Source organism: Actinomadura fulvescens (assembly GCF_039533225.1).
GTDB lineage: Bacteria > Actinomycetota > Actinomycetes > Streptosporangiales > Streptosporangiaceae > Spirillospora > Spirillospora fulvescens.
The window spans coordinates 1,261,790-1,287,558 of sequence record NZ_BAAATD010000001.1 but is presented as its reverse complement, the minus strand read 5'-3'; the positions used below and the strand labels follow the sequence as shown (position 1 = coordinate 1,287,558).

General features: G+C 72.4%; 23 protein-coding genes. 10 read left to right on the top strand and 13 right to left on the bottom strand.

The annotated features are described in order from the left end of the window. The first annotated feature begins 2 nt into the window (after positions 1-2). Positions 3-932, top strand: a complete 930-nt coding sequence (ligD, locus tag ABD333_RS06040) for a non-homologous end-joining DNA ligase (RefSeq protein ID WP_344538421.1) — start codon at positions 3-5, stop codon at positions 930-932. Positions 933-955: 23 nt separating this feature from the next. On the opposite strand, the gene ddaH is transcribed toward ligD, so the two are convergent. From ddaH to ABD333_RS06010, 6 genes are all read right to left on the bottom strand, one after another. Next, positions 956-1,789, bottom strand: a complete 834-nt coding sequence (gene ddaH, locus ABD333_RS06035) for a dimethylargininase (RefSeq protein WP_344538419.1) — start codon at positions 1,787-1,789, stop codon at positions 956-958. 48 nt (positions 1,790-1,837) lie between these two features. Further along, entirely contained in the window at positions 1,838-2,260 is a 423-nt protein-coding gene (locus ABD333_RS06030) for a pyridoxamine 5'-phosphate oxidase family protein (protein ID WP_344538417.1), read from the bottom strand. A gap of 101 nt (positions 2,261-2,361) precedes the next feature. Beyond that, on the bottom strand, positions 2,362-2,724 hold the full coding sequence (locus tag ABD333_RS06025) for a PRC-barrel domain-containing protein (RefSeq protein ID WP_344538416.1): 363 nt from the start codon (positions 2,722-2,724) through the stop codon (positions 2,362-2,364). Continuing rightward, positions 2,711-3,118 (bottom strand): hypothetical protein, encoded by a 408-nt coding sequence (locus ABD333_RS06020; RefSeq protein WP_344538414.1) that lies wholly within the window; start codon positions 3,116-3,118, stop codon positions 2,711-2,713. Before ABD333_RS06020 ends, ABD333_RS06025 begins: the two co-directional genes overlap by 14 nt. 1 nt (position 3,119) lies before the next feature. Further along, positions 3,120-4,349, bottom strand: a complete 1,230-nt coding sequence (locus tag ABD333_RS06015) for an NRAMP family divalent metal transporter (RefSeq protein ID WP_344538412.1) — start codon at positions 4,347-4,349, stop codon at positions 3,120-3,122. Further along, on the bottom strand, positions 4,346-4,798 hold the full coding sequence (locus ABD333_RS06010; RefSeq protein WP_344538411.1) for a hypothetical protein: 453 nt from the start codon (positions 4,796-4,798) through the stop codon (positions 4,346-4,348). Before ABD333_RS06010 ends, ABD333_RS06015 begins: the two co-directional genes overlap by 4 nt. A gap of 237 nt (positions 4,799-5,035) precedes the next feature. Here ABD333_RS06010 and ABD333_RS06005 point away from each other — a divergent pair, with 237 nt between their 5' ends. Further along, positions 5,036-5,509 (top strand): hemerythrin domain-containing protein, encoded by a 474-nt coding sequence (locus tag ABD333_RS06005; protein WP_344538410.1) that lies wholly within the window; start codon positions 5,036-5,038, stop codon positions 5,507-5,509. Positions 5,510-5,537: 28 nt separating this feature from the next. Here the strand turns inward: ABD333_RS06005 and ABD333_RS06000 are convergent, their stop codons facing one another. Further along, the gene (locus ABD333_RS06000; RefSeq protein WP_344538408.1) at positions 5,538-6,878 is read right to left on the bottom strand and encodes an MFS transporter; all 1,341 of its coding nucleotides are present in this window, start codon (positions 6,876-6,878) and stop codon (positions 5,538-5,540) included. A 264-nt stretch (positions 6,879-7,142) separates the two neighbouring features. Here ABD333_RS06000 and ABD333_RS05995 point away from each other — a divergent pair, with 264 nt between their 5' ends. Continuing rightward, positions 7,143-8,111: a TIGR03557 family F420-dependent LLM class oxidoreductase gene (locus tag ABD333_RS05995; RefSeq protein WP_344538406.1), complete on the top strand. Its 969-nt coding sequence runs from the start codon at positions 7,143-7,145 to the stop codon at positions 8,109-8,111. Next, entirely contained in the window at positions 8,108-9,472 is a 1,365-nt protein-coding gene (locus ABD333_RS05990; protein ID WP_344538404.1) for an MFS transporter, read from the top strand. Before ABD333_RS05995 ends, ABD333_RS05990 begins: the two co-directional genes overlap by 4 nt. Here ABD333_RS05990 and ABD333_RS05985 read toward each other — a convergent pair. Continuing rightward, positions 9,447-12,416, bottom strand: a complete 2,970-nt coding sequence (locus tag ABD333_RS05985) for an AfsR/SARP family transcriptional regulator (protein ID WP_344538403.1) — start codon at positions 12,414-12,416, stop codon at positions 9,447-9,449. The two genes, ABD333_RS05990 and ABD333_RS05985, sit on opposite strands and share 26 nt — an antisense overlap. Positions 12,417-12,808: 392 nt before the next feature. On the opposite strand from ABD333_RS05985, the gene ABD333_RS05980 reads away from it, so the two are divergent. Beyond that, positions 12,809-13,642: an SAM-dependent methyltransferase gene (locus ABD333_RS05980; RefSeq protein WP_344538401.1), complete on the top strand. Its 834-nt coding sequence runs from the start codon at positions 12,809-12,811 to the stop codon at positions 13,640-13,642. Positions 13,643-13,646: 4 nt separating this feature from the next. On the opposite strand, the gene ABD333_RS05975 is transcribed toward ABD333_RS05980, so the two are convergent. Beyond that, positions 13,647-14,420, bottom strand: coding sequence for an IclR family transcriptional regulator (locus ABD333_RS05975; protein WP_344538399.1), 774 nt, complete (start codon positions 14,418-14,420; stop codon positions 13,647-13,649). A 181-nt stretch (positions 14,421-14,601) separates the two neighbouring features. Between ABD333_RS05975 and ABD333_RS05970 the strand changes: the two genes are divergently transcribed. The 5 genes from ABD333_RS05970 (at position 14,602) to ABD333_RS05950 (ending at position 20,158) form a co-directional block, all read left to right on the top strand. Then, positions 14,602-15,699 carry a lactonase family protein gene (locus ABD333_RS05970; protein ID WP_344538397.1) on the top strand — a complete coding sequence of 366 codons (1,098 nt, stop codon included), beginning with the start codon at positions 14,602-14,604 and terminating at the stop codon, positions 15,697-15,699. An 11-nt stretch (positions 15,700-15,710) separates the two neighbouring features. Then, entirely contained in the window at positions 15,711-17,471 is a 1,761-nt protein-coding gene (locus tag ABD333_RS05965; protein ID WP_344538395.1) for a glycoside hydrolase family 3 protein, read from the top strand. A 104-nt stretch (positions 17,472-17,575) separates the two neighbouring features. Next, a complete protein-coding gene (locus ABD333_RS05960) occupies positions 17,576-18,130 on the top strand; it encodes a sigma-70 family RNA polymerase sigma factor (RefSeq protein WP_344538393.1) in 555 nt (184 codons plus the stop codon). Beyond that, the gene (locus tag ABD333_RS05955; RefSeq protein ID WP_344538391.1) at positions 18,127-19,035 is read left to right on the top strand and encodes a maleylpyruvate isomerase family mycothiol-dependent enzyme; all 909 of its coding nucleotides are present in this window, start codon (positions 18,127-18,129) and stop codon (positions 19,033-19,035) included. The genes ABD333_RS05960 and ABD333_RS05955 overlap by 4 nt, the downstream gene beginning before the upstream one ends. A 52-nt stretch (positions 19,036-19,087) precedes the next feature. Next, positions 19,088-20,158 (top strand): esterase-like activity of phytase family protein, encoded by a 1,071-nt coding sequence (locus ABD333_RS05950; protein WP_344538390.1) that lies wholly within the window; start codon positions 19,088-19,090, stop codon positions 20,156-20,158. Position 20,159: 1 nt separating this feature from the next. Here ABD333_RS05950 and ABD333_RS05945 read toward each other — a convergent pair whose 3' ends face one another. The 4 genes from ABD333_RS05945 to ABD333_RS05930 all read right to left on the bottom strand — a co-directional run bounded on the left by ABD333_RS05945 (position 20,160) and on the right by ABD333_RS05930 (position 25,703). Then, positions 20,160-21,215 carry a magnesium and cobalt transport protein CorA gene (locus tag ABD333_RS05945; protein ID WP_344538388.1) on the bottom strand — a complete coding sequence of 352 codons (1,056 nt, stop codon included), beginning with the start codon at positions 21,213-21,215 and terminating at the stop codon, positions 20,160-20,162. A 173-nt stretch (positions 21,216-21,388) separates the two neighbouring features. After that, complete coding sequence (locus ABD333_RS05940) at positions 21,389-22,435, bottom strand: MerR family transcriptional regulator (protein WP_344538387.1); 1,047 nt, start codon at positions 22,433-22,435, stop codon at positions 21,389-21,391. A gap of 66 nt (positions 22,436-22,501) precedes the next feature. Next, a complete protein-coding gene (locus tag ABD333_RS05935) occupies positions 22,502-23,716 on the bottom strand; it encodes a GNAT family N-acetyltransferase (RefSeq protein ID WP_344538385.1) in 1,215 nt (404 codons plus the stop codon). 79 nt (positions 23,717-23,795) lie between these two features. Further along, complete coding sequence (locus ABD333_RS05930) at positions 23,796-25,703, bottom strand: hypothetical protein (RefSeq protein ID WP_344538383.1); 1,908 nt, start codon at positions 25,701-25,703, stop codon at positions 23,796-23,798. Positions 25,704-25,769: the final 66 nt, after the last annotated feature.

The window sequence follows — 25,769 nt, the reverse complement described above, 5'->3', positions numbered from 1 at the left end:
CGATGCTGGCAGTCCTCGGGGAGCTGCCGGAGACGGCGGGCTGGGCGGCTGAGATGAAGTGGGACGGCGTCCGCGCCGTCGCCTACCTGCGGGACGGCCGGATGCGGCTGGTCTCGCGCAACGACAAGGACATCACCGTCGCCTGGCCCGAGCTGGCGCCGCTGGCGGGCGAGGCCGGCCGCCCGCTCGTGCTGGACGGCGAGATCGTCGGCTTCGACGCGGCGGGGCGGCCGTCGTTCGAGGCGCTCGGGCCCCGGATGCACCTGCGGCAGGAGGCCCGCATCAGGGCGCTCGCGGCGGCCGCCCCGGTCACGTACATGATCTTCGATGTGCTCCACCACGGCACCGAGCCCCAGATCGCCCGGCCCTACGCCGAGCGGCGGGAGGTCTTGACGGGACTCGGCCTGTCCGGCCCGCGCTGGGACACGCCGCCGGCCTTCGACGACGTGGCGCACGCCTACGCCGAGTCCGCCCGGCTCGGTATGGAGGGCGTGGTCGCCAAACGCCTCGACTCGCCCTACCGCGCCGGCCGGCGGCACCGTGACTGGACGAAGGTCAAGAACGTCCGGACCCAGGAGGTCGTCGTGGTCGGCTGGACGCCCGGGGAGGGACGCCGGGCCGACCGGATCGGCGCGCTCATGCTGGCCGTCAACGACGAGCGGGACCGGCTCGCCTACGCCGGGCAGGTCGGCACCGGCTTCACCGAGGCGGCGCTGGACGATCTCGCCGACCGGCTCGCCCCGCTCGAACAGCGGGAGCCGCCGGTCGGCGGCGTTCCGCGCGGCCATGCCCGCGGAGTGCGCTGGGTGCGGCCGGAGCTGGTGGGCGAGGTGGTGTTCGCCGAGTGGACCGGCGACGGGCGGCTGCGGCATCCCGCCTGGCGGGGCCTGCGCGACGACAAGAGCCCGCGCGAGGTGCGCCGCGAGTCCTGACGAACGGGCGACGCGCACTCCGCTCAGTGCCCGGGGACCTGCTCGTACAACCCCATCGTGCAGCACTTGGGGCCGCCGCCGCCCTGCTGGAGCTGCGGCATGTCGATGGTGACCGGCTCGTAGCCGCGGTCGGCCAGCCGCTGCGCCAGGTCCTCGGCCGGGCCGTGGATGACCACATGCCGGCCATCGGACCACGAGTTGAGCCCGAGCTGGTGCGCGTCGTGGTCGGTGGCGATGATCGCGTCCGGGAAGAGGCGCTCCAGCAGCCTGCGGCTGTCGGCCGAGAACGCCTTGGGGTAGTAGGCGATGGTGTCCCCGTCGAGCACGCACAGCGCCGTGTCGAGGTGGTAGAACTTCTCGTCGATCAGCTGGAGGCTGACGACGGGCCGCGCGAAGAACTGCTGGGCCTCGAAGTGCGCCTCCTGGGCGGTCCGGAAGCCCGTCCCCGCGAGGACGAACCTCCTGGTCAGCAGGAAGTCGCCCTCTCCCTCGCTCGTCGCCTCCGACAGCCGTACGTCGTACCCGGCGTCGCGGAACCACTCCTGGTGCGCCTGCCGCTCGCCGGCGCGCTCCTCGCTGTGGAAGCGGGCCACGAACGCCTGCCCCTCGATCGCCAGCGCCCCGTTCGCCGCGAAGACCATCTGCGTCAGCCCGGGACGCGCCTCGATGACCTCGATCTGGTGCCCGAAGCTCTCGTAGGTGCGGCGCAGGAGCTCCCACTCGCTCATCGCGGCGTCCCGGTCGGTCTCCGCCCCCTCGGGCGTCCACGGGTTGTCGCCGGTGATCTCGTAGTACTCCGGCGGGCACATGAGCACGCGCCGCCGCTCCTCGTGCGTCTCGGTCGCGGGTTCTCCCATGGCCCTCCTCCTCGGGTGGTCCGGTCTGCGATCAGGTGCTCCGGGTGCTCAGGCGTGCTTCAGACGGCGTCCGCACACCGAGGTGGGACGGAGCCGGACGTACGCCTCGCGCTCCCCCGCCGGCCAGGGCTGCGGCCATTCCTGCTTCTCGCCCTCTTCGACGGACACGGCCTCGGCTCCGCCGCGCAGGAGCACGCTCCAGCCGATGTGCTGTTCCTGGTTGATCCAGTCGACCTCGAACGCGATGCGGATCGCGGCGTCGGGGATGGCGGTCAGGCTCTGGTACAGCCGCCCGGTGAGCGTGGTGCGGAAGAGCACGCACTCCCCGTCGAGCGCGAAGTTGACGGGGAACACCGTCGGGCCCTCGCCGTCGTCGAAGCCGACCCTGCCCACCTCGGTCGTCCCGACGAGCGACAGGCACTCGTCACGGTCGAGCTCCACCGATATCGTCCGCGTCGCCGCCGTTCCCATGATCTTCCCCCCCGTACGTTGACGCTGCGTGACTCGCAAGTACGTACCGTGCCCGCCACCGGGGTCGGCAAACACGGACAAATAAGACAGTGAGGCATGGCTCATCCGGCTCCTTCGTCGGGCGGGAACTCGGTGAGCGAGGTGAGGCGGGCCGCGGGCACCCGCAGGCGGACCCGGCCCGGGGCCAGCTCGGCGATCTCGTGCCAGCGGGCGATGGTGGTGCCGCGGTGCAGGACCTTGACGACGGCCTTGATCAGCCAGGGCCCGTCCGGGCCGGGGCGGCCCTCGCCGTAGCCCATCAGGCGGCCGGTGCGACGCGGGGAGATCAGGACGGCGTCGAGCCGCAGGGCGGCGCGGTGGCCCAGCCGCGGCCCGTCCTCACTGAAGCGCACGTCCACGACGTCTCCGACGAGCCGGTCGTCGACGTCGACGACGGCCGCGCCGAGCAGCTCACTCGCCCGCATCGCCGTCCCCCTTCCGGCCAGCCGCGGGGATCTTGCCGATGACGTGGTGGCACGTCCAGCGTTCGAGCCGGTCGAGATCGAAGGCCTCCGGCGGCCGGTCCACACGGACGACGCGGTCCAGCTCGGTGACGTGGCGGTAGTCGATGCGCGCGGCCCGCGGATCGGCGTCGTTCCTGAGCCGGCGGCCGATGTCGTGGATCAGCCGGCCCAGCGTGCCGCCGATGCGCGGGCCCAGCGCGAGCGGGCCCGCCAGCAGCGCCGTGACGTAGGGGCGGCCGTCCTCACCGGCGGCGAGCTCGACGTCGTCGACCTTGCAGACCATCCGGTCCTCGCCGTGCTCGACCTGCCGGTCGAGCAGACCCTGCGCCGCGTAGACGTAGCGCGGCCCGGTCATGTCACTCACCCGCCTTGGTAGCGATCATCAGTGGGATGGCGGCCAGCGCGACCACCAGCAGCAGGACGAGGTAGACCGAGCCGAAGAGGTTGGAGATCCGGCCGTTGACCTTGTCGCCCATGAACTGGGCGTCGTTGGCGACGACCAGCACCGGCAGGTACGTGAGCGGCAGGGCGATGGCCGAGAACACCAGCGAGTACTCGGTGACCGTGATCGGATCGACCGTCGTCAGGATTCCCATCCCGGCGATCAGCAGGCTGACGAGCACGACGGTGTGGAACCGGGCGGCCTTGACCGGGGCGACGAACTTGCCCCACTGCCAGCCGAAGTACTGGGCGACCGTGTAACCGCAGGACAGGGCGGCCTCCAGGGTGGCGCCGAAGGTCGCCGCGAAGATCCCCAGGATCACGAAGGCGAACCCGGCCTGCCCGAGGCCGACGACGGTGGGCAGGACGACCTGGCTCAGGCTGTCGACCTGGACGCTCGCCGGCTGGAACACCACGGCGGCGCACGCGGCGATCGAGAGCGACAGCATCCCCCCGAGCGGGAACCCCACGAAGACGTTCATCCGGCTCGTGAGCAGGTCTTTGCGGCTCCAGCGCTCCTCGACACCGCCCGAGGAGAAGAAGAACACCTCGTACGGCGTCATCGCGCCGCCGAACAGCGCGATCGCGTAGTAGAAGTAGGTCGGCAGGCCCTCCTGCTCGGGCAGCGACGGGTGGAGCGCCTGGCCGGCGAGCTCGCCCCAGTCCGGCCGCAGGACCCAGAGCGCCACCGCGAAGGCGAGCAGACCGAGACCGCCGAGCGCGAACACGTTCTCCATGATCGAGAACTTCAGCCGCCAGATCACCAGCCAGGCCGTCAGCATGATCACCGGCACGAACAGCAGATGGCTGACGCCGGTCACCAGCTGCAGGGCCAGCGCCGCGCCGCCGATCTCCGCGGCGAGCGTCAGCAGCGTGATCAGGAACGAGGCGCTCAGGTTGGCCAGCGCCGCGCGGGGCCCGAGCCGTTCGCGCACCAGATCGAACACGGGCCGGTGCGACACGGCGGCGATCCGCCCGGACATCTCCGCGTACAGGCAGATCCCGACGATCGCGACGACCATCACCCAGGCCAGCGAGAGCCCGAACCGGGCACCGATGAGGGAGCCCGCGACCAGGTCTCCGATGTCGACGAAACCGCCGAACGCGGTCAGCACCCCCAGCGCGAGCGCGTACACCCTGGTCATGAGTGCTCCGCGGCGAACCGGTCGAGCGCGTCACCGACCGCCGTCAGCCCGTCGAGGGTGCGGCGATCCGGCATGAAACCGCCGCGCCTGGACTCGATGCGCAGCCGGGCGACCTGGTCGATCGCCGCCACGAGCAGCTCGTCCAGCCGGTCGCGCACGCCGTCGGCCGCCGACGAGGGCGGCTGTACGGAGTCGAACGTGGACTGGACGCTGGTCAGCGCGGTCTCCTGGTCGGAGAACACCACCGGCAGGTACCGCGAGGGCGCCTTGCCCTTCGCAGCGGCCTCGGCGGCGATCCGCGCGGTCCGCACCGAGGAGAGCGCCGCTTCCGCCGTGTTGGCGGCCTTGGCGGTGAAGTCGGCGTCCGTCCGCGACGGGCCCGCGCAGCCGCTCAGCCAGACCGTCCCGGCCAGCGCCGCGGCGGCGGCCCACCGGGCGCGGCCCCTCACCGCTGGTCCCTCAGCAGCAGCCACCCGAGCACCGCCAGGATCGCCAGCAGCTGTCCCCAGGCCCCGAGCAGCACCAGGCCCTCGTTCTCCATGGCACCGATTCCCCCCTGTCGATCATCATCCCCAGCGGGCGGTCGGGAAATCCGTCCCGGCCTGATCCAGCAGGAATGGGAGCGGCGATCGCGGGCATTGAGCGGCCGGGACAGACGCGCTCGAGTACCGGAGCAGGAGGGTCGGATGGACGCGATCGTGCTGTTGAAGGACGACCACAAGACCGTGGAACGCCTCTTCAAGAAGTTCGAGAAGGCCGGGGACGACGCCGTCAAGACCAAGCGGAAGCTCGTCGATCAGATCATCGAGGAGCTGACCGCGCACACCCACATCGAGGAGCGGCTCTTCTACCCGGCCGCGCGTGAGGCCGCGCCGGACACCAAGGACCACATTCTCGAGAGCATCGAGGAGCACCACGTCGTGGTGTGGATGCTCTCGGAACTGTCCGGCATGGACCCCGCCGACGAGCGCTTCGACGCCAAGGTCACCGTGCTCATGGAGAACGTGCGCCACCACGTGGAGGAAGAGGAGAAGGAGTGGTTCCCCGAGGTGCGCAAGGCCATGGGCCGCAAGGCGCTCCAGGAGCTCGGCGAGCGGATGGAGGCCGCCAAGGCGGAGGCGCCCAACGATCCGCTCGCCAACCCGAGCGCCAGGCAATGACCGGGCAAAGAAGTGGCAGTGCGGTCTGTCAGCCGGACGACGAGGCCGCGGCCATCGCCGGAGCGGGGGCATGCGCGGCCATCGCCGGAGCGGCGGGGGCGTGCGCGGCCATCGCCGGGACGGGAGCCTGGGCCGGGGCGAGAGCCGGAACGGTCTCCACCGCCGGCGCCGGGACCCTGCGCGCCCGCTTGATGCGGATCAGGGCGTAGGCGGCGACCAGCGCGGTGATCGTGGTGATCACGCCCGCCAGGACGAGTGCGGCGCGCGGGCCGAGGGTGTCGCTCAGCGCGCCGAGCGCGGGAGGCCCGGCGGCACCGGCGGCGGCCCCGACCATGCCCTGGGCGGCGATCACACGGCCGCGCAGGTGGGAGGGGCTGTCGAGCTGGGCCCGCGTGCTGACGGTGGTGTCGATGACCACCGCGCCCGCCGCCACGGGGACCATCAGGATGGCGAAGGCCACCAGGCCCGGCGTGACACCGGCGAACAGCTGGCCGACCGAGCAGGCCACCGCGACGATCAGCAGCAGGCGCAGGGACAGCCGCGCCCGGGCCGCCGCGTAGAGGCCACCGAGGACGGTGCCGACCGCGAAGGCCACCGACAGCACGCCGTAGCCTCCGGCGCCCGCGTCCAGCGGTCCCTCGCTCATGGCCGCCATGGTCACCTGGTAGTTGCGCCCGAGGCTGCCCATCATGAACGCCAGGGCGAACGTCACCAGCAGCCAGGGCGTACGCAGGACGTACCGCAGCCCGTCCGCGATACCGCGTTCGCTGTCGGCGGCGGCCGGGATGGCGTGCATCTCCGAGCGCCGCATGACCAGGATGGCCGCGATGACGGCGAAGAAGCTGGCCGCGTTGGCCACGAACACCCCGGAGACGCCCAGAAGGGGGATCAGGGCGCCCGCGAGGCTCATGCCCAGGATCCGCCCGGCGGAGTTGATCACCGAGCCGAGCGCCAGCGCGTTGGAAAGGTCATCGGGACCGACCACCTCGGCGCCGAACCGGCCCAGCGCGGGGCCGCTGAACGCGCCGACGACGCCGGACGCCAGCGAGATCGCGTACAGGCCGCCGGTGGACGTGACGTCGCCCGCCGCCAGGAAGGCCAGCAGGACGGCCAGCCCGGCCTGGGCCACCTGCGCGGCCAGCACGAGCCGCCGCACCGGCAGCCGGTCGGCGAGGGCGCCGGCCAGCGGGCCGAGCAGCAGGGCCGGCGCGGCGTTCAGCACGAGACCGAGCCCGACGCTGGTCGCCGAGTGCGTGATGGACAAGATCAACCAGTTCAGCGCCAGCGCCTGCATCCAGGTACCGGTGATGGAGACCATGTCCGAAATTGCCCACAGCCGGTAGTTGTAATGACGCAGGGAGCGAAACATCGCTGGTAGAGCCACTTCTTTTGCCTCTCCTTGGGTGTTCAGAGAGGTTCCAACAAGGCGGCTCTCCCGGGACTTCCAGTCGGACCCAAATTCGGGCAAATATGAGGCAGATCACCCCGCGGCGGCGTTTGACCATCGCCGGGCAAGGTCGGCGGCCGTCGCGCGGCAGGCCCTGTGGCCAGGCGGGTCCAGGGCATGGCAGCGTCAACAGGGCCTTGCCAAACGTGGAGGGTTTGTCAAGGTCAGGTGGGTATGCGAGCGGACATGAAGTTCGGATACACACTGCTGTGCGAGCAGACGCCACCGAAGCAGCTGATCGAGGACCTCGTCGGGGCCGAGGAGATCGGCTTCGACTACTCGGTCATCTCCGACCACTACTTCCCCTGGCTTGAGGAGCAGGGGCACTCGGCCTACGCCTGGTCCGTGCTCGGCGCGCTGGCGCAGGCCACCGACCGGATCCCCATGATGACGTTCGTGACCTGCCCGATCATGCGCTACCACCCCGCCGTGGTCGCCCAGAAGGCGGCGACCGTCGGGATCCTGTCCGACGGCCGGTTCACGCTGGGACTCGGCGCGGGCGAGAACCTCAACGAGCACATCGTCGGCCGCGGCTGGCCCTCGGTCGACATCCGGCACGAGATGTTCACCGAGGCCGTCGAGATCATCAAGGAGCTGTTCCGCGGCGACTACGTCAACTACCGCGGACGGCACTACACCGTCGACTCGGCCAAGATCTGGGACCTGCCCGAGCAGCCGGTGCCGATCGGCATGGCCGCCGCCGGGCCGCGGGCCGGGAGGCTGGCGGCCAAGTACGCCGACGTGTTCATCTCCGACCAGCCCGTCGGCGACGTCGTCAAGATCTTCAAGGCGAAGGGCGGCGAGGGCAAGCCCGCGTACGGCCAGATCCCGGTCTCGTACGGCACCGACGCGGACGAGGCCAAGGAGATCGCGCACAAGTTCTGGAAGTTCTCGGCTCCGGGCTGGAAGGTGATGTCCGAGCTCCCGGGACCGAAGAACTTCGAGGCCAACTCCGGGACCGTAACACCGGACGACGTGGCGAAGTCCGCCCCTTACGGCGATGACGTCGGGCGCTACGTCGAGGCCGTGCAGCAGTGGAAGGACGCGGGATTCACGCACATCTCGTTCTGCCAGAGCGGGCATGACCGCCAGAAGGACTTCCGCCGGTGGGCCGAGGTGGAGCTCCTGCCAGAGCTGCGTGAACGCTTCGGGTGAGCCACACCACGGCGCCCAGCGACCCGAAAGCCGACCCTTCCTCCGTACGGCGCGCCGTCCTGGCGTCCACCATGGGAAACGCCGTGGAGTGGTTCGACTACGGCGTCTTCACCTCCGGTGCCATCACCGGCATCATCGGTGCCGCCTTCTTCCCCGGCGACTCCAACGCCGTGCTCAAGTCGCTGGCGCTGGTGGCGATCGGCTTCATCGTGCGGCCGTTCGGCGGTGCCTTCTTCGGCCCGCTGGGCGACAAGATCGGCCGGAGGCCGGTGCTGGCGCTGACCATCCTGCTGATGTCGACCTGCACGTTCATCGTCGGCGTGCTGCCCACCTACGCCACGATCGGCGTGGCCGCGCCCGTCCTGCTGCTGATGCTCCGGCTGGTCCAGGGCTTCTCGACCGGCGGTGAGTACGGCGGCGCGGCCACGTTCATCGCCGAGTACGCGCCGACGCGCAAACGGGGCTTCTACGGCAGCTTCCTCGAAGTGGGCACGCTGACCGGCTACATCCTCGGCAACGGCGTGGTGCTGACCGTGAGCCTGCTGGCGGGCACGGAGGCGATGCACGACTGGGCCTGGCGCATCCCGTTCCTGTTCGCGCTGCCGCTCGGCGTCGTCGGGCTCTACCTGCGCTCCAAGCTGGACGATCCGCCGGCGTTCCGCAGGCTGCAGGAGACGGGCCGCAAACCGCGGAAGGCGCCTTTCAAGGAGACGCTGGTGGGCCACTGGCCGATGATCCTCAACCTCATCGGCATCGTCATCCTGCTGAACGTCGCGGACTACATGCTGCTCACCACGATGCCGTCGTACTTCACCTCGCATCTGGACATCGGCGCCAACACCTCGACGATCATCATCATCGGGGTGGAGCTCGCGCAGCTGTGCGTGCTCGTACCGCTCGGCATGCTGTCGGACCGGATCGGGCGCAAACCCCTGCTGATGGCCTCCGCCATCGGCTTCCTCCTGCTCAGCTATCCCGCTATCCGGCTGATGCAGAGCGGGAGCATGGTCGCGCTGGTCATCGGCTTTCTCGCGGTCGCGTTCCTGCTGGCCCTCATCCTTTCGGTGATCGGCTCGACGTTCCCGGCGATGTTCCCGACCCGGGTGCGCTATGGCTCGTTCGCCATCGGCTACAACGTGTCGACCGCGCTGTTCGGCGGCACCGCCGGGGTGATCGTGGAGGCGCTGATCAACAAGACCGGGGACAAGAACTGGCCCGCCTACTACCTGATGGGCGCCGCGGCGATCGCGATCATCCCGATCCTGCGCATCCCGGAGACGGCCGGGGTGCCCATCGAGGTGATCGACGAGGAGAACGACCGGCACGCGGGCGAGCTCACCGGACCCCGGGCCCGGCACTGAGCTCCCCGAGCGACGCGCGGGCGCGCCGTTCGTCGTCGGGCCTGCCGAGGTCGGCGAACGTGGCGGCGCACCACTCCAGGTCGGCGCGGGCGTCCGCGTGCCGGCCGAGCGCCTCGTGGCTGCAGGCCAGCCGCATCCGGCAGGCCGCCCCGTCCGCGGGGGCCTGCTGGGCCTCGAAGAGCTCGGCGGCGGCCTCCAGGTGGGAGGCGGCCTGCTCGTGCCGCCCCAGCTCCTGGTGCGCGTAGCCCCACAGCTCGTGGAAGTAGGCCTCGCCCAGTTTGTGCCCGATGCCCTCGGTGAGCCGCAGGCCCTCCTCGCAGAGCGACGGCAGCCTGCCGAAGTGCCCGGCGGCGAGATGGACACGGACCAGGCTGTAGAGGGCGCTGCCCTGGTACACCGCCTCCCCGAGGTCGCGGGCGATGGCGAGCGACTCCTCGCACGCCGCGACGGCCCGTCCGGGCTCGCCGGTCTGGCTGTAGACGAGCCCGAGCACCCGCAGCGCGGCGAACTCGGTGTGCGGGTCGCCGACCTTGCGCGCCAGCCGGAGCGCGTGCTCGGCGTCCTCGCGGGCGTCGTACGGGCGGCCGAGCCGCTGGACGCTGTAGGCGCGCAGTTCCAGGGCGCGGGCCAGATCCTGCCGGCTGCCGGTCTCGGCGAAGACGGCGGCGCAGTCGTCGATCAGCGGCAGCGCCTCGGCCGGCCTGCCGCGGTCGGCGGCGATCACCTTGGCCGCCCGGAACCGCGCCCGCGCGGCGGCGGGGGCGTCTCCCTCGCGCTCGGCCGCCGCCGCCACGATCCGCCAGAGGTGCTCGGCCTCCTCGTGCAGGTGGTGCAGGTGCAGGTGCGACGCCATGCGCAGCACGAGCCCGGTCGCCAGCCTGAAGCGCCCGGCGGCGCACGCGGACGTCACCGCCGTGCGCAGGTTGGCCAGCTCGCTGGTGAACCACGCGGCCGGATCGGGCTCGATGAGACGTTTGACCAGCTCGTCGCTCACCGCCATGCGCGGGGTGAAGCGCGACGGCGGCGGGAAGTACGGGTCGCGCGGGAGGAGGGAGTCGGCGTGGTCGACCAGCTCCAGCCAGCCGATGGTCAGCCGTTCCAGGGCGCGTTCGGCCTCGGCGTCGTCCGCGAGGCGTTCGGCGGCGTAGTCGCGCAGCAGGTCGTGGAGGCGGTACCGCGGCTGGTGCACCTGGTCCACGCCCGCGGCGAAGAGCAGGCTCTTGTCCGCGAGGGTGTCGACGATGTCCTCGGCGGCCGGGTCCTCAAGCAGCACGCCCACGACCCACGGTGCGAAGTCGTGCGGCCCGGCGAGGGCGAGCATGCGGAACGCCCGCCGGGCCCGGTCGTCCAGGGACTGGTAGCTGGCCTCGATCAGCGCCCGCACGGCCGTGTTGCCCGCCACCAGGTGGTCCAGCCGGCGTTCGGAATCGGTGAGCAGGCCGGCCATGTGCGCGAGGGGCCAGGTGGGACGGCCGGCCAGCCGGGCGCCGACGATGCGCACCGCCAGCGGGAAGCCGTCGCAGGCCGCGACGACGCGGGCGGCGGCGGCCTCCTCGGCGGCCACGCGGTGCGGGCCGATGATCCGGCCGAGCATGCGCAGGCTCTCGCGGCGGCTCAGCCGTTCGAGCGCGAGCAGGTGCGCGCCGTCGAGGCCCAGCGACCGGTTGCGGCTGGTGATGAGGATCGCGCAGCCGGGCGTGCCGGGGAGCAGCGGCTGGATCTGCTCGGGTCCCGCCGCGTCGTCGGCGACCACGAGGACCCGCTCGCCCGCCAGGCGGGAGCGGTAGAGCGCGGCCCGTTCGGCGAGGGTCTCGGGGATGTCGGCGGGCGCGACCCCGATCGCGCGCAGCACCTCGTTGAGCACCGCCGCCGGGTCGCGCGGGTTCTGCGACGCCCCGGCGAGCTGCACGTACAGCTGGCCGTCCGGGAACGACGGCGTGACCAGGTGCGCGACGTGCAGGGCCAGCGAGGTCTTGCCCACGCCCGGCGGGCCGCTGATCTGCACGACGGGCGGCGCGGTCGCCTCCGCGGCGGACGCCAGCAGCTGGCGGAGCCTGCCGCGCTGGGTCTCGCGGCCGGTGAAGTCCCGCACGTCGGGCGGGAGCTGGCGGGCCAGCGGCTGCCGGGGCGGGCGCGCCGCGCGGGCCGGGTGCCCGTCCCGGCCCGGTACCGGATGCGGCGCGGGGCACGGGCCGAGGTCAGGGTCGTCGACCTTGATCCGGTGCCACATGCGCTGGAGCTCGGGACCCGGCTCGCTGCCCGCGGCCTGCTCCAGCATCTCGTGCGCCTCGTCGTAGGACTGCAGCGCCTCGGTCTTGCGGCCCGACCGGTACAGCGCGAGCAGCAGCTGCGCCCACAGATGCTCGTTGAGCGGGTCGTCGAGCACCCAGGTCCGCAGCTCCGGGACGAGCGCCCGGTGCCGGCCGAGCGCGAGCCGGGTCTCCACCAGCTCCTCCCGGGCGACGCGGCGTTCGGCCAGCAGCCCGGCCGCGATGCCGGCCACGGCGGAGGTCGCGGGCAGGTCGTCCAGCGGCGGCTCCCGCCAGAGCGCGAGGGCGCGTTCGTACAGCTCGGCGGCCAGCGGGGCGTCGCCGCGGCCCCGGGCCTCGCGCGCCTGGACGACGCGATCGCGGAACGTGACCAGGTCGACGGTGTCGCCGCCCGCCAGCCGCAGCCGGTAGCCGCCGTGGCCGGGCGGGACCCGCTCCTGGGACAGCAACCGGCGCACGCCGGCGACGCAGGTCTTGATGGCACCGGTGCGATCCGCCCGGCCGCCGTCCGCGCCGGGGTCCCAGAGCAGCGCCTGCAACTGCTCGGACGAGAGCGCCTGACCGTCCTTGAGGACCAGCACGCTGATCGCCGAACGGATCAGCGGCTGGGAGACCGTGATGGGTTCGCCATCGTCGGTGCGGATCTCCAGCCGCCCAAGAATTCGAAACTCCACTGACCTTCTCGCAGCCTCTCCACGCCCCAGGAAGGCCAAGCTAGTGAACATCACCCGAGACAATCATGACCGGATGTGGCCACCAGTCAACGCGAGTAAGGGGCCCTGTTGCCGCGGCCTGCGAGATCCTGATCTCAGGGGCCGCGACACTTCTCGCCGGGCCGGAGGGCGCGGCGGGTCCGCTCACCTTCCGCTGACCTTCGCCCTCTACCGTCGACGTCCCCCTTTTTGTCTCATCCCGCTTCTGTGTAATCCCGGAAAGTCCCATACATCCCCCGCAACCCCGCCCCGGTCTTCCCCGCACCCCGCCCGGAGCGCCCGAGGAGGGTCTGCATGACGACGAAATCCCGGCCGGCACGACGATGAGCCGGCCCGTACCGAACGGACCAGCGATGGTGACGGCCGCGGGTCCGGGGTGGACGCCGCCCGGCGGCGGCACCGACCTCGCCAGTCCCGCCCGCGTCTACGACTATCTGCTCGGCGGCAAGGACAACTACGCCGCCGACCGCGAGCTGGTCCACCGTCTCCTGGCGATCCAGCCGGACCTGTCCGCCGTCGCGCGCGAGAACCGCGCGTTCCTCGCCCGGGCGGTCGGCCTCCTCGCCGGGCGCGGGGTCCGCCAGTTCCTCGATCTCGGCTGCGGGCTCCCCACCCACGAGAACGTGCACCAGATCGCCGCCCGCCACGGCCCCGGCGCACGCGTGGTGTACGTCGACCATGACCCGATCGTGCTCGCCCACGCCCGCGCGCTGCTCGCCGACGACGGCAACGTCGCCATCGTGCACTCCGACCTGCGCAAGCCGGACGAGCTGCGCGCCGACGTCGCCGCCGGCGGCGGCCTGCTCGACTGGACCGAGCCGGTCGCCGTGCTGATCACCGCGGTCCTGCACTTCGTGGCCGACGCCGACGACCCCGCCGGAATCCTCGCCGGCCTGCGCGCCGAGCTCGCGCCCGGCAGCGCACTGGTGATCTCCCACGCCACCGCCGGGACGTTCCCGGCGGAGGCGGCCAGGGTCGCCGAGCTCTACACCACCGCCTGCGTCTCTCCGCTGGTCCTGCGCACCCGCGAGGAGGTCGCGGAGTTCTTCGGCGACTTCGAGCTGCTCGACCCCGGCCTGGCGTTCACCGCGCAGTGGCGGCCCCGGGGCGAACGGCCGCCGCCGCGGGGACAGCTCCTCGCCGGGGTCGGGATACGCCCGCCGGATCGACGGGACGCCGTGCCCTAGCGTCCTACCTCGGCGAGCCGAGCACGCGGGAGATCTCCTGGCAGATCCGCGCGACGAGCGGCCCGACCTCCCGGACGCGCGCGGGCGGCAGCCGCGACGTCAGCCCCGACACGCTGAGGGCGCCGGCCACCCGTTCCTCGTGGTCGAAGATCGGCGCCGCGACGCAGCGCACCTCCGGCTCGTTCTCCCGGTCGTCGACCGCGTAGCCGAGGCGGCGGATCCGGCTCAGCTCGGTGCGGAGCCGGTCCGCTCCGGTGATGGTGCGCTCGGTCACCGCCGGCATGCCCGCGTCGACGACCCGGCGCACCGCCGCCTCGTCCATCCACGCGAGCATCGCCTTGCCGACGGCGGTGCGGTAGGCGGGCATGCGGCTGCCCACCCTGGAGCCCATCCGCACGTTGTGCTCGCTCTCGACCTTGTCGATGTAGACCACGTCCGGCAGGTCGCAGACGACCAGGTGGCACGTCTCGCCGACCTCCTGCCGGAGCCGCCGCAGCGGTTCGGCGGCGACCGTGCGCAGGTCCAGGGACGTCAGGTAGGCCTGGCTCAGCCGCAGCGTGCCGTGCCCGAGGCGGAACCAGCCGGTCTCGCGGTCGCGGGCCAGCAGGTCGGCCTCGACCAGCGGCACGGTGAGCCTCAGCACGGTGCTCTTGCTGAGCCCGAGATCGTCGGCGACGCGGGTCAGCGAGAGCCCGCGCCCGCCGCCGTGGGCGCGGACGTGGTCGAGCACCGCCAGCGCCCGCCGCAGGGAGGACGACTGGTTGCGCGCACCGGTCATGACGCTCTCCTGGAATGCTGTTGTGCAATGTGAAATCTTCCGGCAGGAATCTTTCCAGTTTCGGCCGGACCGTTCACCGTGGCAGTCGGCGACGACGGAAGGCGGCACGGTGGACACGAACGGACGCACACGTACCACGTCCACACGCAGGGGTTTTCTTGGGCTTGTCGGCGGAGCGGCATTGGGCGGCACCTTGGGCGGCACGGCGATGAGCGGCCAGGCGAGCGCGGAGGGCGGCGCGGGCGACCGGGTCCGGCGCGTCTACCTCGGCACCTATACCGAGGCGGGCGGGCTCGGCATCGTGCGCGCGCACGCGGACCGGTCGGGCACGCTGACCGTCGACGAGGCGTTCGGCGACGTGCCGCGCCCGTCGTTCCTGACCATGGCGCCGGGGGGCCGGCGGATGTACGCGGTGAGCGAGGTCGCGGACGGCCAGGTCGTCGCACTGGAGATCGGCGCGGACGGCTCGCCGCGCGAGCTCGGGCGGCAGCCGACGCACGGCCACTCCCCCGCCCATCTGTCGGTGCACCCGAGCGGGCGCTACCTGCTCAGCGCCAACTTCTTCGGGAGCAACATCGCCGTCCATCCGATCGAGGCCGGCGGCTCGCTCCGGCCGGCCTCCGACGTCGTCGAGCACACGGGGTCGGGGCCGCATCCCGACCAGGCCGCTCCCCATCCCCACCAGATCGTCACCGATCCGTGGGGCCGGTTCGTGCTCGTCGTCGACCTCGGCACCGACACCGTGGTCGTCTACCGGCTGGAGCTCGGGAGCGGGCGCCTGCGGCGGCACTCGGCGGCCCGGCTCCGGGCGGGCGCGGGGCCCCGCCACCTGGCCTTCCACCCCAGCGGGCGGACCGCCTACGTCATCAGCGAGCTCGACTCGACGATCACCGTCTGCGCCTACGACCCGCACGCGGGCAGGCTGCGTCCGGGCCAGGTGGTGTCCACGGTGCCCGCGGGCACTCCGGGGGCCAACTATCCCGGCGAGATCCTCGTCTCGCCCGACGGGCGGCACGTCTACGGGACCAACCGCGGGCACGACAGCGTCGCCGTGCTGGCCACGAGCGCGGGCGGCCGGGCCGTGAGCCTCGTCGACACGGTGCCGTGCGGCGGCACGTGGCCGCGCCACATGGAGTTCGCCGACGAGGGCCGCCTGCTCTACGTCGCCAACCAGCGCTCGGGCACCGTGGCCGCGTTCCGGGTCGCCGGCGCCCTGCTCACCCCCACCGGCGCACCGCTCGCCACCCCCGCGCCGGTCTGCGTCCTTCCCCGCTTCTGAGGAGCCTCCCCATGCCGATGCACAGAACGACCTCGCTCGTCGCCGCCGCCTCGCTCTCCGCCGCCGCCCTCGTCGCCGCTCCCCCGGCCGCCGCGTCACCGGCCGCCGGTTCCTCACCGGCCGCCGCGTCCGCCTGCGACCCGGATGCCCACCTCGCCAAGATGACCGACGCCGAGAAGGTCGGCCAGATGGTCATGGCGGTGACCCACGACGGACCGGACGGCATGCCGAACGACGAGACCCGCCGGTCGCTCCAGGAGCTGAGGATCGGGTCCGTGCTCACCTCCGAGCCGCGTACGCCGGGGCTCGCCGCCCGCTACGCCAACCAGCTGCAGCGGTGGTCGCAGGACACCAGGCTCGGCCTGCCGCTGCTCGTGTCCGGCGACTTCGAGTTCGGCACCACGCACAACGTGCGCGAGGGCACGACGCCGCTGCCGAACGCGATGGGCCTGGGCGCCGCCCGCGACCCGCGCCTGGCGCGCACCGCCGCCCACATCACGGCGGCCGAGGCGCGGGCGATGGGCTTCCACTGGAACTACGCGCCCGTCGCCGACGTGAACACCAACCCGCGCAACCCGATCATCGGCGTGCGCTCGTTCGGGGAACGCACCGACCTGGTGTCACGGCTCACCGCGACACAGGCGCGCGCGTACGAGGAAGCCGGGATCATCGGCACGCCCAAGCACTTCCCCGGCCACGGCGACACCGAGAACGACAGCCACCTCGAACTCCCCGCCGTCACCTACGACCGGGCCACGCTCGAAAAGGTGCACCTGCCGCCGTTCCAGGCCGCGATCAAGGCGGGCGTCCCGGCCGTCATGACCGCGCACGTCGTGGTGAAGGCGATCGATCCCACCGTGCCCGCGACGTTGTCGCCGCAAGTCCTGACCGGGCTGCTGCGCGGGCAGCTGGGGTTCAAGGGCCTCATCGTGACCGACGGCATGGACATGGACGCCATCGACAAGAACTGGGGCACCCGCGAGGCCACCGTGATGGCGGTCAAGGCCGGCGCCGACGTCATCATGTCCAGCGGCGAGTACCCGACGCACGTGGAGGCCGTCGGCGCGCTGCTCGACGCCGTCCGGTCGGGCGCGCTCAGCACCGAGCGCGTCGACGAGTCCGTGCGGCGCGTCCTCGACCTCAAGTGCAGGTACGGGGCGTTCAGGCACAGGTACGTCAGCCCCGGCCTCGCCGAGAAGGTCGCCGCCAACCCCGCCTTCATGCGCCAGGCCGCCGCGATCGGGCGCGCCGCGGTCACGCTGGTCAAGAACGAGGGCGTGCTCCCGTTCGACCCGCGGTCCGGGCAGCGGACGCTCGTCGCCGGGGCCGCGCAGACCGAGCAGCTCGCCCAGGCCGTCGACGCGGCGAGCGCGGGCCCGGTGAGCCGCTGGCAGTCCGCCACGACCGACCCGGCCGACGCGGAGATCGCCGAGGCGGTACGGCTGGCGGGCGAGGCCGACCGGGTACTGGTCGCCACGTTCTCCTCCGGTCCACTACCGGCCGGGCAGGCGAAGCTGGTGCGCGCCCTTCAGGCCACCGGCAAGCCGGTAGCGGCCCTCGCCACCGGACTTCCCTATGACTACGCGGAGTATCCGGACGTGCGGGCCTACGTCGCCGCCTACGCCACCACGGCCCGTGCGCAGCGCCTGAACCTCACCATGCACAAGGCGGCCGCCGAGGTGGTTTTCGGTGCCCAGCCCGGCGGCACGCTGCCGGTCACCATCACGGGCCACTACCCCTACGGCCACGGGCTTCGCTACCCCGCCGGGTAAGGCCACAGGTGGCTCTCCTCATCCGGCGCCGATGGTGACATGCTCGGTCCTGCAACGTCACTCAGACCGAGACGTCGACGACCTCGACGGGAGTGTGGTGCCGGATGGGGCCTCCGGGCGATGACGCGCTGTTGCACCAGCGGGTGGTCAGCGGCGACGAGTCCGCCTTGGCCGAGCTCTACGACCTGCTCTCGCCGCTCGTCTACGGCCTGGCCTTCCGCGTCACCCGGGACCGGGCGATCGCCGAGGACATCACGCAGGAGGTGTTCCTGACCTTCTGGGAGAAGCCGCTGGCCTTCGACCCCGGGCGCGGCACGCTGCGCGCCTGGCTCACGACGATCGCGCACCGCCGGGCCGTCGACCACGTGCGCGCCGAGGAACGCAAGAAGGCCTCGCACGTCGGCCCCCGGCTCTTCGAGCGCGAACCGGCTCCGATGGAGGACTCGGTCCTGGACGCCGAGGCCTCCGCCCGGGTCCGCCAGGCGGTGCGGAGCCTGCCCGCCGAGCAGCGTGAGGCCCTGGAGATGGCGTACTGGGGCGGCCGGACGTACAGGCAGGTCGCGGAACGGCTCGGCCTTCCAGAGGGTACGGTCAAGTCACGCATCCGGCAGGCGCTGCGGCAGCTGGCGGGGATGCTGGCCGAGGAAGGCGTGCGATGAATCCGGTGGAACGGCTGTACCTGGACGCCCTGGAGGAGGGCGTGGAACGTGACGAGCGTCCCTCTCCGGGTGCCCTTCTCGCCACGGCACGATCACGGCGCCGCCCCGCGACGCCGACCGCGGCCTGGGCCGCGCCCTACGCGGGCCGGGTCGCGGCCATGGACGCGGTGCTCGCGTCCGCCTCCGCCGACGACTGGTCGCGGCAGGTCGTCGAGGGCTGGACGCTGCAGCAGCTCGTCGCCCATCTGACCGCCAAGGACGGGCTGGTCGCGGCCGACGTGGGCGCGCCGGTGCTCGGCCCGCCGATCGGCACGCGCGACGCCCTCGGCCGCACCGCCGAGGTGCAGGCCGCCGAAGAGGGCCGGTCGCCCCAGCAGACCCGCGAGACCTGGCGGGCCCAGGCCGACGTGCTGTGCGCCCGCCTCGCCGAGGTCGATCCGGCCACCCCGGCGTCCCCGGACGGGCTGCCCATCCCGGTGCGCGACGCCATCCTCGCCCGCGGCCTGGAGACCTGGGTGCACGCCGACGACGCGGCGCGCACGTCGGCGCTGCGGCTGCCGCCCCCGGTCGCCGGGCACCTCCACCCGATGGCCGGCTTCTGCGTCCGGCTGCTGCCCTGGACGCTGCTCGCGTCCGGCGGCGACGGAACGGGACCGGCCGTGCGGGTCACCCTGACCGGCGCCGGCGGCGGCACCTGGCACGTGCCGCTCGACGTCAACGACACCGGCGGCGTCCGCGAGGGCGGGCAGGGCGACGCCGAGGCCCACATCGTCACCGACGGCGTCGCGTTCTGCTTCCTGCTCGGCGGCCGCGTCGACCCCGGCGCGCTGCCCGCCGCGATCGAGGGCGACCGGGAGCTGGCCCGCCGGGTCCTCGCGGCCGCGCCCGCCTTCTCCGGCCCGTGACGTTCACCTGGTGTTCGATCGTGCGGCGAGGGGCGGGCGTACGCTCCCCGGCATGAGGTCCTCCCAGCTGATCATTCCCGTGGCGGCCCTGACGACGCTCGGCGTCCTCGCGGCCCCCGCCCCGGCGTCCGCCTCGGCCGCCCCGCTCGCCGCCCCGTGCTCCCCCTCCGCCTCGCTGCTCGGATTCTCCGACGCCCTCGACAAGACGGAGCTGGGCGGGACGGCCGTCAGCGGGCTCTCCGCGCTCGCCGTGACGGGCGGGCGAAGCGCCGTCGCGCTGGTGGACAACCTCGGCACCACGCCCGCGCGGTTCTACGACCTGTCGCTCCGGCTGGGCCGCGGCGGGCCGCAGGTGGCGGCGCGGAAGGTGACGACGCTCGCCCGCCCCGACGGGACGCCCTACACCGGGGCCGACTTCGACGGCGAGGGCCTGGTGGCCGAGCGCGGCGGCCGGACGATCCTCGCGAGCTCCGAGACCGAGCCGTCGATCCGCCGGTTCCGCCGTTCCGACGGGCGCCAGACGGCGGAGCTGCCGGTGCCCGCGCGCTTCCGGGTCGCACCGGCGGGCCAGGCCGCCCGCAACCAGACCTTCGAAGCGCTGGCCGCCACCCCCGACGGCCGCACCCTCTACGCGGGCATGGAAGGCCCGCTGAGCGCCGACGCGCCCGGCCTCCAGCGCATCATCCGCTACCAAGGACGGGCAGGCGGCCGTTACGCGCCCGCCGCACAGTACGCCTACCAGACCGATCCCTCGCTCGGCCTCGTCGAACTCGTCGCCCTGCGGCACGGCGGCCTGCTCGCCCTGGAACGCGGCTTCACGCCCGGGATCGGCAACACCGTCCGGATCTACCGGACGTCCACCTGGCGCGCCCGCGACGTGAGCCGCGTGCCGTCGCTCACCCCCGGTTCCGCGCTCAGGAAGAAGCTGCTCGTCGACATCGTCACGTGCCCGCCGTCGGGTGCGACCGCCAGGCAGCCGCAGCCGAACCCGCTTCTGGACAACATCGAGGGCATGGCGCTCGGCGGCCGCACGCGCGACGGGCGCACGGTGCTCTACCTGGTCTCCGACGACAACGGCGGCGCGACGCAGATCACCCGCGTGTACGCGCTGGCGGTCCGGTAGGTCAGAGCCAGTCGCGGCGCTTGAAGACCTGGTAGAGGACGGCGCAGGTCGCGGCCATCAGCAGCAGCGCGAGCGGATAGCCGAGCGTCCAGTGCGTCTCCGGCATGTGGTCGAAGTTCATCCCGTAGATCGTTCCGATCAGCGTCGGCGCGAACAGGATGGCGGCCCACGCGGAGATCTTCTTGACCTCCTCGTTCTGGGCGTTGCTGGCCTCGGCGAGGTTCTTCATCTCCTCGTTCTGGGCCTGCCCGACGAGGGTCGCGTTGACGGTCAGGATGTCCTGCAGGTTCTGGCGGAAGCCGTCCACGCGTTCCATCACGGTGGTCGCGTGGTCGGCGACGTCGCGCAGGTAGCGGCGGAGCTCGTCGTCCACCTCGTACTTCTCGAAGCCCGCCGACAGCGCGCCGAGGATCTGCGCCAGCGGGCGCGTCGCCCGCTGGAACTCGATCACCTCGCGGGACAGCTCGTAGATGCGCCGCGACACCTGCGGATCGCCCCGGAAGACCTCGGTCTCGATCTCGTCGATGTCGTTCTGCAGCCCGGCGACCACCGGCGCGTACTCGTCCACGACCGCGTCCAGGATCGCGTAGAGCACCGCCTCCGGGCCCCTGGCGAGGAGCTCGGGCGTCTCCTCCAGACGCTTGCGCACCACGGCCAGGTTCGGGGACTCGCTGTGGCGTACGGTCAGCACGAAGTCCTTGCCGACGAAGATGTGCAGCTCGCCGAAGTCGACCTCCTCGACCTCGTCCAGGTAGCGGGCCGCGCGCAGCACCACGAACAGCGTGTCCCCGTACCGTTCGAGCTTCGGCCGCTGGTGGGCCACGATCGCGTCCTCGACGGCCAGCTCGTGCAGCCCGAACTCCTCGGCCAGCGACACCAGCTGCGGCTCGGACGGGCGATAGAGCCCGATCCAGGCCATGCCGCCCTCGGTCTGCCGCAGGCACTGGTAGGTGTCGGCGAGGGTCGCGGGCGACTCGGCGCGGACGCCCTTGACGTAGATGGCGGCGTCGACGACGCCCTCGCCGTCCGGTTCGTGGCCGCCCGGACGAGGCGCCATGGACTGTTCCGGCGGCGCCTCGTCGGGCGACTCCCCCTTGACAGAACGGGAGGAAGGCCGCACGAACGGACGAAACACTCGCCCTCGCCGATCCGCCATCGCCACTCCCTCCGCTGAAGCCTCCGAGGGACTCCTACCCATCTCCCGATCTTCAAGAGCCCGGGGACGGGCGGCTACTCCGCGACCACGTCCGCGACGACGCAGCTCACGTTGTCCGGCCCGCCCGAACGGTTGGCCAGGTCGACCAGCTCGCGGGCCGTCCGTTCGGGATCTGCCCCGGCGGCCAGCACCTCGTGCACGCTCCCGGCCGCCACGACCGCCGAGAGGCCGTCGGAGCACAGCAGATACCGATCACCGAGCCGGACATCGTGCAGGCGGATGTCGGGCGTCGCGCCCGCTCCGCCGGACAGCGCGCGCAGCAGCATCGACCGCTGCGGATGCGCCGTCGCCTCCTCCGGGCTGATGCGCCCCTCGTCGAGCATCGACTGCACGAACGTGTGGTCGTGGGTGATCTGGAAGAGCTCGCCGCCGCGCAGCAGATAGGCGCGCGAGTCCCCGATGTGGACGAGGGCCAGCCGCGAGCCGGTCCAGAGCATGGCGGTCAGCGTCGTCCCGGCGTCGTCGCCGGCGACGTGGTGGACGGCCCGGCCGGCCTCGTGCACGGCCTCCTCCAGGACGTTGAGCAGGTTGCCCGCCGGGAGCCCGTCGGCGTCGAGGTGCCGGAGCGCCTCGATCGCGGCGGCGCTGGCCGGGCCGCCGGCGCTCCCGTAGCCGTCGGCGACGGCGAGCAGGCGCGTTCCCGCGTACGCCGCGTCCTGGTTGCTCTCGCGGACCAGGCCCGTGTCGGACAGCGCGGCGTAGCGGATTCCCATCGGGACGTTGGACATGGCCGATTCCTCCTCGGAAAGGTGGTCGACGAGGAATCGGGCGAGCTCCCGGCGCGCCTCGGTGTCGGCCTCGACCTGTGCCCAGAAGGCCCGTACCTCCCGGGCGGCGGCGGCCGGTTCCAGGTCGCACACCTGCCGGATGCGGGCCAGCGGCATGCCGAGCCGCCGCAGCCACGCCACCAGCCGGGCCCGTTCGAGCTGCGCCGGGTCGTACAGCCGGTAGCCCGTCACGGGATCGACGCGGGCGGGCGTCAGCAGCCCGAGCTCGTCGTAGAGCCGCAGAGCCTTCGGAGAAAGGCGTGAGGCCTTGGCGAACGCCCCGATCGTCAGCACGTGCTCATCCTCCTCGTCGCGTGCTTCCGAGGCTGGGGCCTGCCCAAGGGTGAAGGTCAAGCGGTCCTAGAAGTCGTCGTTGGTGTGCGGGGCCAGCGGGACCTCCAGCGCGGCGTCGAACCGGTGGGCCGCTCCGGGCGTGTGCTCGGTGACGAGCCCCGCGCGTACGAGCCGCCGTACCTGCGTACCGCCGAGGTAGACCGAGCCCAGCTCGGACACGCCGAACGTGAGGTCGGGCTCGTCCGAAGTGGCCTCGCACTCCGCCGTGGCGCCGGTCGTCAGCCGCCAGCGTCCGTCGTTCGCGGGCAGCCTGGCGTCCCTGACCTCGATCACCAGGCTTTCCTCAGCCGCCCAGCTCCGCAGCCGCAGCGCGGCCGGAACGTCGATCAGCCGCAGCCAGAGCGCGCCCCAGTCGCCCTTGATCACGACCTGGTCGGGGTCGGCGGCCAGCAGCGGGAGCAGGTCGTCGACCGGCCTGCTGTGCGCCTGGATCCGGTCGGTCAGGTCGATCGCGGCCAGGTAGGCCCACAGCGCGGCCTCGACCGCCGGGGTGTCGGCCTCCAGCTCGTCGAGCCGGACGATCCCGGACGCGCCGGAATCGTCGCCCCGCGTCCGGTAGACCGCATAGCCGCCGGGGTCGCCCTCCATCACCGCGATCCGGGGCACGCTGTACTCCTGGTGGTGCTCGTCCACCTTGGGCACGATCGCCTTCTCCCACCATTCGGCGTCCCGGACGAGGCCGCCGGGCCGCCGCTCGATGGCCCGGGCGTGGATAGGCCCGAGCACCTCGGCCGCCTCGTCGCGCCCGATCAGCCGGAGCGGGCGCGGGTCGGGCTCGACGCGCAGCGCCAGCGGCCGGGAGCTGTCGACCTCCAGGGTGAGGGAACGGTCGGCCAGGCCGAAGCCGTACCGCCCGTAGATGCCCGCCTGCGACGCCCACAGTGCCGCCACCGGACGCCGCGCCTCGACCGCGTCGGCGTGCATGCGTTCGATCATGGCGGTGAGCACGCCCCGGCGCCGGTGCGTCGGCAGCACGCCGACGAACGTGATCGCCGAGCACTCCGGGAACGCGCCGGGCACGGCCAGCCTCATCGGCAGCGCCCCCAGCTGCCCGACCAGCGTGTTCCCGTCGTAGGCGCCGATCCGCTCCGACCTGCGCGGTATCCACAGGTTGCGGTCCCGCTGGTCGTCCTCGGTGCGGAAGTGGAACACCACTTCGGCGAGGTCGAGCATCTGGTCCAGCTCGGACTCCGGCACCGTACGGATCTCAAGATCACCCATGCTCTCCACGGTAAGCGAGCCCCCCGTGGCCGAAGCAACCCAATTTTCCTTTGACCAGGCCGGATTTCCCGCAGGCCGGTCAGTCACGCTTGATGATCCCGGTCAGGCCCGCCACCACGGCCGTCGTCAGGATCCAGCCCGCGGCGATCAGCGCCCACGACCAGTAGACGGCCGCTCCCCCAGGGTTCCAGGCCTTCTGCTGGCCGAGGTCCACGATCGGCAGCAGCACGTCGAGGGTGTAGGCGAACGCGTGGAAGGCCGGGCCCTTCGGATCGGCCCGGCCCATCTCGGCCCGCGCGAAGACGAGGCTGCCCAGCGCGAGGAGCCCCGCCAGCCACACCGCGGCCAGCCAGGTCCTGTAGCCGTAGCCGACGGTCAGGTAGAGCATCCAGTTGGCCAGCCTCCCGAACGGGCCGAGCACCTTGCGCCGGTGCCAGTGCTTGGCGATGGCGACCCGCCGGGCCGCTTCCTCCCGTCCGTCCCGCCGATAGGCCGCCGCGAGCTGGTCGTACGGCTGAGGCACGTATCCGTCCGGGTGCCGGGCCAGCCGCCTCAGCCGTGTCCGTACGTCGATCTCGTCGTGTTCGAGCCTGTCGAACGCGAAGCCGCGCAGGGTGACGCGCGAGGCCGGCCAGCTCTCGGCGTCGTCACGGAGGCTCTCGACCTGGACGTTGGTGAGGTCGATCGTCCCGGCCGGAGCCCGCCCGAACCGCATGACCAGGGCGCGGGCACGGACCGCCTCCAGACTCACGGCATGGCCCCGCGGGTTGGACAGCTCCGCGTCGATGAACGAGAGGCGGCCTCCCACCCGCGTACCGGTCAGGTAGAGCTCGCCTTCGGCCACGAACCCGTCCCGGAAGAACAGATGCTGATCGACGGTCATGCCGAGCCCTCCGAGCGCGTGCCCGCCCGGATGGGACAACGTCGCGCCGGTGAACTCGAGCTGCCCGCCGACATGCGCGCCGTTCAGACGGATCTCCCCCGCCGCGGCGAACCCGTTCCGGCACATCAGGTCGCCGCCGACCTCCAGCCGGATGGCGTAGAGCGCACGGCCACCGGGGTTGGCCAGCCGCGCGCCCGTCAGGTCGCAGACACCGCCCACGCGCGCGCCGATCAGCCGCAGCTCGCCCTCCGCCGCGAAGCCGCCCCGGCAGAACAGCGAACGTTCGACGACGAGCCCGTCCGCCCTGAGCGCCGACCGGCCCGGGTTGGTGAGCCGTGCGCCGTCGAGGACGAGATTCCCGCCGATCTTGGCCCCCGCGAGCTGGACCTCCCCCGCGCTCTCGAAGGCACAGACGAGATCCTGCTCGACCGTCAGCGAGGAGCCGTTCAAGGCAGGCCCGCCCGGATTCCTCAGCACCGCGGTCGACAGGTCAAGGTGCCCGACCTTGGCACCGGCGAGGCTGACCCTTCCCTCGGCGCTGAATCCGTTCTTGCAGAGCATGTACTGCGCGACCGAGAGCCAGTTCGCCATCAGCGCGTTCCCGCCGGGGTTGGACAGCCGCGCCCCGCTGAGCGAGAGCTGCCCGTCGATGCGGGCGCCCAGCAGACGCATCTCGCCTTCGGCGACGAAACCCTCCCAGCAGAACATTCCCTGCTCGACGATGAGCCGGTCCGCGTTCAGGGCGACTCCGCCCGCGTTGGACAGGCGCGACCCCGTCAGCGAGAGCTTCCCTCCGATGTGGGCGCCCAGCAGGTCGACCACGCCTTCGGCCACGAAGCCCTTGTTGAGCTCCACGTTCCCCGTGGTCCGCAGTTGCTGCGCGGACAGGCCCGGCACGCGGCAGCCGGGCAGCCGGAGGGCGGGCGCGGTGACCTCGTCGAAGTTGGGCGCCTCCTCGAAGACACAGTCCTCGAACGCCAGGGGGCGGTCCAGCGTGCAGGCCTCCAGGTCCAGTGCGCCCGTGATGTGCGCTCCCCGCAGCCTGAACGGCCCGGGGCGCTCGGGCGGCGCCAGGAGCAGGTCCACCAACTGCTCAGCACTCATCGCTTCCATGGCAAGGACGGAACCACAGCCGATGGGTGGACGTCCTTTTCTTGGTGGATGAGAACG